This window comes from Streptomyces anatolicus (assembly GCF_019400875.1).
GTDB classification, from domain to species: Bacteria; Actinomycetota; Actinomycetes; order Streptomycetales; family Streptomycetaceae; genus Streptomyces; species Streptomyces anatolicus.
On record NZ_WMBF01000252.1, the window covers coordinates 1 to 9,008 of the forward strand.

13 protein-coding genes are annotated in these 9,008 nt (G+C 70.2%); 10 read left to right on the forward strand and 3 right to left on the reverse strand.

Features of this window, described 5'->3' with window-relative positions:
• Positions 1–34: 34 nt before the first annotated feature.
• Both GKQ77_RS20915 and GKQ77_RS20920 read left to right on the forward strand, forming a co-directional pair.
• Positions 35–322, forward strand: coding sequence for a DUF1416 domain-containing protein (locus tag GKQ77_RS20915; RefSeq protein ID WP_054232391.1), 288 nt, complete (start codon positions 35–37; stop codon positions 320–322).
• Between the two features lie 105 nt (positions 323–427).
• On the forward strand, positions 428–688 hold the full coding sequence (locus GKQ77_RS20920) for a DUF3099 domain-containing protein (protein ID WP_219690454.1): 261 nt from the start codon (positions 428–430) through the stop codon (positions 686–688).
• 41 nt (positions 689–729) lie between these two features.
• Here the strand turns inward: GKQ77_RS20920 and GKQ77_RS20925 are convergent, their stop codons facing one another.
• Positions 730–1,092, reverse strand: coding sequence for a DsrE family protein (locus GKQ77_RS20925; protein ID WP_219690455.1), 363 nt, complete (start codon positions 1,090–1,092; stop codon positions 730–732).
• Between the two features lie 244 nt (positions 1,093–1,336).
• On the opposite strand from GKQ77_RS20925, the gene GKQ77_RS20930 reads away from it, so the two are divergent.
• The 3 genes from GKQ77_RS20930 to ygfZ all read left to right on the forward strand — a co-directional run bounded on the left by GKQ77_RS20930 (position 1,337) and on the right by ygfZ (position 3,396).
• Positions 1,337–1,909, forward strand: a complete 573-nt coding sequence (locus tag GKQ77_RS20930; protein ID WP_219690456.1) for a heme-binding beta-barrel domain-containing protein — start codon at positions 1,337–1,339, stop codon at positions 1,907–1,909.
• 16 nt (positions 1,910–1,925) lie between these two features.
• Positions 1,926–2,366 (forward strand): Fur family transcriptional regulator, encoded by a 441-nt coding sequence (locus GKQ77_RS20935; protein ID WP_219690457.1) that lies wholly within the window; start codon positions 1,926–1,928, stop codon positions 2,364–2,366.
• 64 nt (positions 2,367–2,430) lie between these two features.
• On the forward strand, positions 2,431–3,396 hold the full coding sequence (ygfZ, locus tag GKQ77_RS20940; protein WP_219690458.1) for a CAF17-like 4Fe-4S cluster assembly/insertion protein YgfZ: 966 nt from the start codon (positions 2,431–2,433) through the stop codon (positions 3,394–3,396).
• A 16-nt stretch (positions 3,397–3,412) separates the two neighbouring features.
• Here ygfZ and dtd read toward each other — a convergent pair whose 3' ends face one another.
• Positions 3,413–3,850, reverse strand: coding sequence for a D-aminoacyl-tRNA deacylase (gene dtd, locus GKQ77_RS20945; RefSeq protein ID WP_219690459.1), 438 nt, complete (start codon positions 3,848–3,850; stop codon positions 3,413–3,415).
• A gap of 151 nt (positions 3,851–4,001) precedes the next feature.
• On the opposite strand from dtd, the gene GKQ77_RS20950 reads away from it, so the two are divergent.
• A complete protein-coding gene (locus GKQ77_RS20950) occupies positions 4,002–4,607 on the forward strand; it encodes an RsiG family protein (protein WP_219690460.1) in 606 nt (201 codons plus the stop codon).
• A gap of 156 nt (positions 4,608–4,763) precedes the next feature.
• On the opposite strand, the gene GKQ77_RS20955 is transcribed toward GKQ77_RS20950, so the two are convergent.
• Complete coding sequence (locus GKQ77_RS20955) at positions 4,764–4,949, reverse strand: hypothetical protein (protein ID WP_219690461.1); 186 nt, start codon at positions 4,947–4,949, stop codon at positions 4,764–4,766.
• A 227-nt stretch (positions 4,950–5,176) separates the two neighbouring features.
• On the opposite strand from GKQ77_RS20955, the gene GKQ77_RS20960 reads away from it, so the two are divergent.
• From GKQ77_RS20960 to GKQ77_RS20975, 4 genes are all read left to right on the forward strand, one after another.
• On the forward strand, positions 5,177–6,091 hold the full coding sequence (locus tag GKQ77_RS20960; protein ID WP_258021683.1) for a FadR/GntR family transcriptional regulator: 915 nt from the start codon (positions 5,177–5,179) through the stop codon (positions 6,089–6,091).
• A gap of 92 nt (positions 6,092–6,183) precedes the next feature.
• Positions 6,184–7,062 carry a GntR family transcriptional regulator gene (locus GKQ77_RS20965; protein ID WP_219690463.1) on the forward strand — a complete coding sequence of 293 codons (879 nt, stop codon included), beginning with the start codon at positions 6,184–6,186 and terminating at the stop codon, positions 7,060–7,062.
• A 42-nt stretch (positions 7,063–7,104) separates the two neighbouring features.
• Positions 7,105–7,842: an HAD family hydrolase gene (locus GKQ77_RS20970; protein ID WP_219690464.1), complete on the forward strand. Its 738-nt coding sequence runs from the start codon at positions 7,105–7,107 to the stop codon at positions 7,840–7,842.
• 130 nt (positions 7,843–7,972) lie between these two features.
• Positions 7,973–9,008, forward strand: a 1,036-nt coding sequence (locus GKQ77_RS20975) for an aminoglycoside phosphotransferase family protein (protein WP_308117735.1), incomplete at its 3' end; no start/stop codon positions are given.

Genomic DNA, 9,008 nt, shown 5'->3' on the forward strand with positions numbered 1-9,008 from the left:
CTCCTCCCCTCCCCCGACCCCTCAGGAGTACGACATGTGTGGAGCAAAGGCCGGCGGCCCCGACGCTTCGACGATCAAGCCCGGTGAGACCACGATCCAGGGCCAGGTGACCCGCGACGGCGAGCCCGTCACCGGTTACGTGCGCCTGCTCGACTCGACCGGCGAGTTCACCGCCGAGGTCCCCACCTCGGCGACCGGACAGTTCCGCTTCTACGCCGCCGAGGGCACGTGGACCGTCCGGGCGCTGGTCCCCGGCGGCACGGCCGACCGCACGGTCGTCGCCCAGACGGGCGGCCTCGCGGAGGTGGCGATCGCGGTCTGACCCGCGCCGCCGCATCATGAACGGCTGAAGGGCCGCACCCCAGGGGGTTGGACGCCACTGGAACGGGGTGCGGCCCTTCGGCACGTACGGGCCTACGCTGGACGTATGTACGCACGACGACGTCATACGTACTTCGTCATGATGGGCACCTGCATCGCCCTGTTCGTCCTGGCCTGGGGCGTCGTGCGGCTCTGGTCGATCCCGGTCGCCGTCGGCATGTGCGTCGTGGCGATGGTGATCCCGCCCGTCGCCGCCATGGTCGCCAACCGGCGCGGTCCCGAGGACCGCTGGTGGGACGACCCCTCGGGCGACCCGACGTCCGACGAGTGGTGGGACGAGCTGGACGGCAAGCGGCACCGTCAGTAGGCAGCCGCTCAGTACGTCAGTACACGAGCGCCTGGACGACCTCAGTACACGAGCGCCTGGACGCCGTCCGTCGTCGCCTCCTGGACGAAGACCTGCGCGCCCGCGATCCGCACCCCGGGGATGACGTCCTGCTCCGAGATGTCGCGGCGCGCCGCGCACTGCGTGCAGAGCGTGATCCGGCCCGCCGCCATGATCGATTCGATCAGATCCGGCAGCGGCGCCGCGTGCGGAAGTTCGAATTCCGCCGCGCGTCCCGGCAGTGCGAACCACGACGACTCACCGGTCAGCCAGAGCGACACCTCCACCCCGCTGGCCACGGCCACGGCCGCCACCGTGAAGGCCTGGGAGCAGCGCTCAGGGGCGTCGGCCCCGGCGGTCACCTTGATCACGAGCTTCTTCGCCATGGCCGCATCGTAAGGCCCCTCACAGGCAGAGGCGGGCGCCGCCCGACTACAGTGGGACCGGCTCTGATATCTGCCCCCACAGCTCACCGAGGAGCACCCCGTGCTTGAGGCCTTCTTCTCCGCCCTGCTGGTCATCGTCTGTCTCGGCGTGCTCGCCTTCGCCGGGCTCACCGTGAAGAAGCTGTACCAGGGCCAGCGCTGACCCCCGTCACTTCCCGACCTCCACAGATCGCCTGAGCTTCCCATGATCGAGATTCCGTCCGACCTGAACCCCGACCTCGTCCCCCTCGCCTTCCTCCTCGGCAACTGGGCGGGCGCGGGCGTCACCGACTTCCCCGGCGCCGAGAAGGCGAATTTCGGCCAGGAGGTCTCCTTCACGCACGACGGGCGGGACTTCATCGAGTACCGCTCGTACACCTGGGTGCTCGACGCCGAGGGCAACAAGGTGAAGCCCCTGGAGTCCGAGTCGGGGTTCTGGCGCATCGACAAGGACCGCAAGGTCGAGGTCGTGATGGTCCGCGACGACGGCGTCGTCGAGGTCTGGTACGGCGAGCTGGCCGACAAGAAGCCGCAGATCGACCTGGCCACCGACGCCGTCGCGCGCACCGCGGCCTCGGGTCCCTACACCGGTGGCAAGCGGCTCTACGGCTATGTGAAGGGCGACCTGATGTGGGTCGGCGAGAAGCAGACCCCCGAGGTGCCGCTGCGCCCCTACATGTCGGCGCAGCTGAAGAAGGTCGTCACGCCCGAGGAGGTCGCCGCGATGGCGCGCAACCTCGGAGATCTTCCCGACGACGGCATCGCTTTCTTCAAGTAGACCTAGACTCTGTGGTGTGGCGAGCACCGACTCCAGGAGCACCGACTCCGACTGGAAGAGCGACCTGCGGCAGCGCGGCTACCGGCTGACGCCGCAGCGCCAGCTTGTCCTCGAAGCCGTCGACACCCTTGAGCACGCGACCCCCGACGACATCCTCTGCGAGGTCCGCAAGACGGCGTCGGGGGTCAACATCTCCACGGTCTACCGCACGCTGGAGCTCCTTGAGGAGCTGGGCCTCGTCTCGCACGCCCACCTCGGGCACGGCGCGCCCACCTACCACCTGGCGGACCGGCACCACCACATCCACCTGGTCTGCCGGGACTGCACGGGCGTCATCGAGGCCGATACGTCGGTGGCCGCGGAGTTCACCGCCAAGCTGCGGGAGACCTTCGGGTTCGACACCGACCTGAAGCACTTCGCGATCTTCGGGCAGTGCGAGGAGTGCCGCGAGAAGTAGCGGGGCCGCGGGAAGTGCCGCCAGAAATAAAAGCCCGGGCCCGCTGGTCGTACTCTTTGTGAACATGAAGAGCCCCCTGTTGTCCCTGCCCGGCGCAGTCCCCGCCGAGGGCGTGGACGAAGGCGTCGCCGCCCACTACGGCGAACTGTTCCGTGAGCAGCGCGCCCTCGCCGACGGCACCGGTTTCGTCGACCTCTCGCACCGCGGGGTGGTCACCGTCACCGGCTCCGACCGGCTGAGCTGGCTGCATCTGCTGCTCACCCAGCACGTGAGCGAGCTGCCGGCCGGCCAGGCCACCGAAGCGCTGATCCTCTCCGCCCACGGCCACATCGAGCACGCGCTCTACCTCGTGGACGACGGCGAGACCATCTGGGCGCACGTGGAGCCCGGCACGCAGGACGCGCTCATCGCGTACCTGGAGAGCATGAAGTTCTTCTACCGCGTGGAAGTCGCCGACCGCACCGACGAGTTCGCCGTCGTCCATCTGCCCGCCGGTTCGATCACCCCGGTCCCCGAGGGTGTCGTCGTACGCGAGACGGCACACGGCCGCGATCTGTTCCTGCCGCGTACGGACCTGGAGGCGTACGCCGCCGAGCACGGCCCCGCGGCCGGGCTCCTCGCGTACGAGGCGCTGCGGGTGGAGGCCCACCGGCCGCGCCTCGGCTTCGAGACCGACCACCGCACGATCCCCCATGAGCTGGGCTGGCTCGCCACGGCCGTGCATCTCCAGAAGGGCTGCTACCGCGGTCAGGAGACCGTCGCCCGCGTCCAGAACCTGGGGAAGCCGCCGCGCCGCCTGGTCTTCCTCCACCTGGACGGGAGCGAGGTGCACCTGCCGGTGGCCGGTACGCCGCTTCAGCTCGCCTCGGAGGGGGCGGAGGGGCGGAAGCTGGGGTTCGTCACGACTGCCGTGCGCCATCACGAGCTGGGGCCGATCGCGCTGGGGCTCATCAAGCGGAATGTGCCGGTGGACGCGGAGCTGGTCGCCGGGGGTATTGCGGCTGCTCAGGAAGTGGTCGTCGAGCCCTAGGTCAGGCCCGGTCCGGTCACATCTCCAGCAGCACCGTGAACGGGCCGTCGTTCGTCAGGCCCACCCGCATCTGCGCTCCGAACCTGCCCGTCGCCACCGTCGCGCCCAGGGAGCGCAGCTGGGCGACCACCTCGTCGACGAGGGGTTCGGCCACGGGGCCGGGGGCCGCCGCGTTCCAGGTGGGGCGGCGGCCCTTGCGGGCGTCTCCGTAGAGCGTGAACTGGCTGATGACCAGCAGCGGCGCGTCGGCGTCGCTGCACGACTTCTCGTCGGCCAGCATGCGCAGCGTCCAGAGCTTGCGGGCCAGCTGGGCCGCCTTCTCCTTGGTGTCGTCGTGCGTGACGCCCACCAGGACGCACAGGCCCTCGCCGCTGATCTCGCCCACCGTCTCGGGGCCGTCCTCGCCCTCGACGACCACGCTCGCGCCGTCGACTCTCTGCACCACTGCTCGCATGGGAGCCATCATGCCGTGCCGATCGGAGGCTCCAGATCCCCCCCATCCGGGGCTGATTCCGGGCACTCATTCACATAGCGGCCACCGGGAGTGGCACCATGCACACACGCGGTGCACCCGCGTCGGCCGGTCGAGGGGACGGTAGAGCCACATGAGCACACCAAGTACGGGGCAGCCGTCCGGCCGCGTCTCGCTTCGGCGTACGGCGGTCCCGCGGCCGCCCGCACAGCGCACCGGCAGCCCGCTGCTGCCCGAGGTGCCCGAGCACGATCTGGCCGCGCGGCGCCTGCCCGAGCTGCGGGAGCTGCGCCGGGCGGCCCAGCAGGACGAGGCCGACCTCAGCTATGTGCGGCGGCTGCTGCAAGGGCGCATCGACATCCTGCGGGCCGAGATCGCGCGCCGCAGGGACCAGCCGGTGGCGCCCACGCCGGAGGCGGCCGTCGTCGACCGGCTCTCGGAGATCCTCGCCGACGCCCCGGCCCGGCACCGCTCATCGGCCCGGCACGTCACGCTCGGCACCCCGCACAGCGAGGAGTACCGCCTGCTGGCCACGGAGATGCTGGCCGAGGTCGAGCTCTCCGACCTCGCGGCCCGCACGGACGAGGAGCTGGACGCCGCCATGGGCCGCCTGGTCCGCTACGAACAGCAGGTCTCCCGGCGCAGGCAGTCGCTCCAGCGCACGGCGGACGACTGCAGCGGGGAGATCGCCCGGCGGTATCGGGAGGGCGAGGCGCAGGTGGACGATCTGCTGGTGTGAGGGGTGGGCGGTCCGCTCCGTCCTGGGCGGGCGTCCGTAGGTGAGCCCCGGCTCCCCCGTAGCCGGGAGCCGGGGCTCGGTTTTCGCCCGTCGGACGGACTCCCGGCTCCCCTCCGGATGGGAGCCCGGCCGGCCGGGTCTCTTCAGCCGGACCGGTCAGCCCGGCTGGGCGAGGAGCAGGACGAGAACCGCTGCCCCGACCCCGCTGATCATGGTGTTCTTGGCCTTGATCCCCACGGTGAGCAGGACGAAGCCGACGATGCCCAGTGGGCCGTACTTCCACTGGACGAGCTGTTCGAAACCGATGGCGAGGGCGGCGACGACGATGGCGATGAGCGGCATGACGTTCCCTCCTTCGGGATCGGGGTGGCGGACCCCGTTCGGCCGGTGACCAACTGGCCGGCCCGGCGGGAACTCCGCCGCGGCCCCGATGGGTGGTGGCCAACCCCGGAGGGGTCCGACCATGTCGCCCAAGTTGGCTACCAACTTCAACTGACTTATCTCCGCTGAGAGTCGACTCATAACCATCTTTCCCACAACTCCCCTAAGATGGCGCGAAGTTGTACTGTTTGGTTGTGAGCACGGAACGCGCCCCCGTCAACGGAAGCCGACAGCGGCGCTCCCACCGCGAGGTGGCCGACGTGCTGCGTGACCGGATCAGGTCCGGATCGCTGCGGCCGGGGCAGCGCATGCCCACCCAGGCCGAGCTGGCCGACGAGTTCGGCGTGGAGCGCGGGGCCGTGCGCGAGGCGCTGCGCGTCCTGCACCGTGAGCACCTTCTGTCCAACGTGTCCAAGGGCAGCCCCGCCACGGTGGCGGAAGTCCCCGAGCGCGCGCCCCTCGGGGCGGGGTCGGAGCGCCCGCAGCCCACGATGGTCGGCCTCGCGCCCCGTATCGCGTCGGCCTTCGAGGCCCCGCACGTCGAGATCGACGCGCTCTGTCTCACCTCGGTCTCCCTCACCATGGCGATCGGCGAACCGCTGCGGCAGATCCACGCCGGACGGCGCAAACCGGCCAAGGTCGACGTCCGGGTGCTGCTGCCGAGCCGGGACATCGATCTGGCGTTCCCCGCGCCGGTCGACGGCGGGGACGACGAGGGCGACTGGGTGCACCGCCGCTGGCTGGACCAGCGCAACGCGCAGGGGCAGGTGCTTCGGCACAACCTCCTCGCGCTGCGGGCCTCGCACGGGATCGACGTATCGGTGCAGTTCCGCGCGCTGCCGTTCACGCCACCGGTGAAGCTCTACCTGATCAACGGCTCGGAGGCGCTCTTCGCCTACTACACGCTCACCAAGCGGGACGAGGAGACCGGCGCCGGCCAGGAGCCCCTGGAGACGTACGACGCGCAGGGCACGCAGTCGATGCTCTTCCCGTTCCACCAGGGGGAGGGAGTGCGGGACACGACCTTCGTGGAGCAGTCGCATCTGTGGTTCAACGCCCTGTGGAACACGATCAGTCAGGAGCTGAGGCTGGCGGCGGGCTGAGCACTGTCGGCCATCTTGAGCAAGTTGGCAACCAACTCCCGTGAGATGGCGGGCAGTTGTATCGTTCGGTTGTGACCCAGGAGAACGTTGCAGTGAACGGCAGCAGAAAGCTCTCACCCCAGGACATCGCCGACGCCGTACGCGACCGCATCCGGGCCGGTGCGCTCAAGGCGGGCGACCGCCTGCCGACCCAGGCCGAACTCGCCGAGGAGTTCGGTGTGGAGCGCGGTGCCGTGCGCCAGGCGATGAGGAAGCTCCAGAGCGAAGGCCTCCTGTCCAACGTCAGCAAGGGCAGCCCGCCCCGCGTCGCCGAGCCGGGCCCGGCGGTCCCCGCCGCCCCGGGCCCGCAGCCGTCCATGGTCGCCCTCGCCCCCCGCCTCGCGGAGGCGTTCGCGGCGAAGGACGTGCGGATCGACGTGGTCTCGTACACCGCGGAGACCCTGATGATCGCCCTCGGCGAGCCGGTGCGCCTGATCCACGAGGGCCGCATCCGTCCCGAGTCGATCACGGTACGGATCCTGCTGCCGAGCAGCGACATCAAGCTGGCGTTCCCGGTCCCGATCGCGGGCGACGCGGAGAGCCGCGAACGCCTCCACCAGCGCTGGCTCACCCAGCGCAACGCGCAGGGCCAGGTGCTGCGGCACAATCTGCGGGCGCTGCGGGCCTCGCACGGGATCGACGTGTCGGTGCAGTTCCGGGCGCTGCCGTTCACGACGCCGGTCAAGCTGTACCTGCTGAACGGGGAGGAGGCGCTGCTCGCGTACTACACCCTGGGCCCGCAGCAGTTGGAGCTGAACGACGCCGGGGGCAGCGACAACGTCGACCTCTATGACGTCCTGGGCGTCAAGGCGCTCCTCTTCTCCTTCGGCAAGCCCGGCCAGAGCGTGCGCGACGCGCAGTTCGTCGACGAATCGCAGAAGTGGTTCGACGCGCTCTGGGCAACCATCACGACTGACCTGACACTCTCTTAGGTGACCTCTGACTCGACGCAATCTGATGCGATGTGGCCCGGGATGCTCGATGACCAGACCGAAAGGCTTCAAGGTCTGATCGGGTCGGTTCGATTCGTGCTCTTCGACTTCGACGGGCCCATTTGCCGTCTCTTCGCCCACCGCTCCGCCGAGGGCGTGGCGAAGGCTCAGGTGCGGTGGCTGGAGAGCCGGGGGCTGCGGGGCCTGCTCACCGCCGACCTGCGAGAGGATCCGGACCCCTTCGTCGTACTCCGCGCGGTCGACCGCCGTCTCCCCGGGAGCGATCTGTCGGCCGAGCTGGAGGCGACGCTCACCCGGCACGAGGTGAGCGCTGTGGCCTCGGCCTGGCCCACCCCGTACGCCGATCCGCTGATCCGCACCTGGACGGCCGTCGGCGTCCGGCTGGCCGTGACGACCAACAACGCCCCGCGTGCCGTGGGCGCCTACCTCACCTCCCGCGGCCTCCTGGACTGCTTCACCCCGCACATCTACGGCCGCACGCGGGACCTCGGGCTGCTCAAGCCCCATCCCCACTGTGTGCACCGCGCCCTGAGAGCCATAAGTGCCGACCCGAGGACCACCCTGATGATCGGCGACACGCCCTCGGACTTCATGGCGGCCCGACGGGCGGGTGTGGGCTTCCTGGGCTACGCGCGCAACCCGCGCAAGGCCGGGCTGCTGCGCGACGCGGGCGCGCCGCACATGGTCTCGTCCCTGGAGCCGGTTCTGCGTTCCCTGCGCGGCGGGACACGCGAGCGGCTGCGTGACGGGAGACGCTGAGGCACTACGCTCAGCGCTCATGCCGTCACCTCCGCCTCGATCTCCCCATGAGGCGCCGAAGAGCGGTCGCCGCGAGTCGTGGATCCGACGTCTCGCCGACTCGCACAAGGACCATCCGGACCGTGAGGTCGTGGCAGGTCACCACAACATCAACTACGTCGTGCCGCTGGGCTGGTCACTGGCCCTGCTGTTGTGCACGATGCCGTTCCGGGCCAGGGTCAAATGCCGGATGCCGCGCGAGACGGTGGAGGTGGTGCCACGCATCTGGCCCAGTGAGACGGACCTGCTCAGGGTGGTGAGCCGCCGTCTCAAGGAGGCCCCTCGCTGCTTCCGGGACTTCGGCGACTGGTCGCTGCACTCGTACCGGGCGGGGCAGGCGCTCTCCGAGATCCAGCCCGAGGGGCCCGTCGGCGAGGCGATGATGCGGTCGCTCGCCGGGTTCTTCGCCAAGACCGCGGCGGTGCCGGAGGAGGAGCTGCCGCCCAGGCCGGCCGGCTGGCCCGAGTCCGGACAGAGCCAGGAATTCCTCGACTGGCTGATCGACTTCACCGAGACCCAGGTGCACCGGCCGAACCGGTGGCGCTTCGGTGATCTCTTCACCGCCGTGGGCCTGCGCCCCGACGTCATGACGGCCTTCCGTGGCGCCCCGGACCGCCGGAGTCTGACACCCCGCCCTTTCGGTCTCCTCCACACCGACGTCCACCGCGGCAACATCATCGTCGGCCGCCGCCAAGTAGCCGTCATCGACTGGGAGTTGGCCATGTACGGCGACCCTCTGCATGACCTCGCCACTCATCTCGTACGCATGGAGTACGAGAAGGACGAGCAGACGCGGATGAAGGAGCTGTGGACCGGCGCGATGGTGGGCGCGGGCCACCGGGACATGGCCGAGGGCATCGCCGCCGACCTGCCCGTCTACCTCGACTTCGAGTACGCCCAGTCGGTCTTCCCGGACATCATGCGGGCCGCGCTCGGCCTGACCGCGCTGCCCGGTGAACCGGACAACGCCGATTACGCGCTCGCCGCCGCCCGGGCCTGCCGGGCATTGCGGCGCGCCGCCGAACCCCTGAAGCTGGACGAGGTGCCGGACGCGCGGTGTGCGGAACGGGCCCTGCGTGACTGGTACGCGGGACCGTTCGGCCGGGCCGGAGTGAAGGGGGGCGGGG